The organism is Achromobacter sp. GbtcB20 (genome assembly GCF_019091095.1).
GTDB classification, from domain to species: Bacteria; Pseudomonadota; Gammaproteobacteria; order Burkholderiales; family Burkholderiaceae_B; genus Achromobacter; species Achromobacter mucicolens.
On the sequence record NZ_JAGXJZ010000735.1, the window covers coordinates 1 to 250 of the forward strand.

Annotated in this window: 1 protein-coding gene; it reads left to right on the forward strand. The window is 67.6% G+C overall.

The window, feature by feature from the left end; all coding sequences use genetic code 11:
• A partial coding sequence (locus KVT32_RS30905; protein ID WP_305864346.1) for a beta-ketoacyl synthase N-terminal-like domain-containing protein occupies window positions 1-250 on the forward strand: 250 nt, incomplete at both ends.

Here is a 250-nt window from a genome sequence, read left to right on the forward strand (position 1 = left end):
GGTCACCGACGAGAACGCCGACCGCATCGGCGCCATCGTCGGCGCGGGCATCGGCGGCCTGCCGATGATCGAAGCGACCAAGGAAGAGTATGACGGCCGCGGTCCGCGCCGCATCTCGCCGTTCTTCGTGCCGGCATCGATCATCAACATGATCTCGGGCGACCTCTCGATCAAATTCGGGTTGCGGGGGCCGAACCTGGCCATCGTGACCGCCTGCACCACCGGCCTGCACTGCATCGGCGCGGCGGGT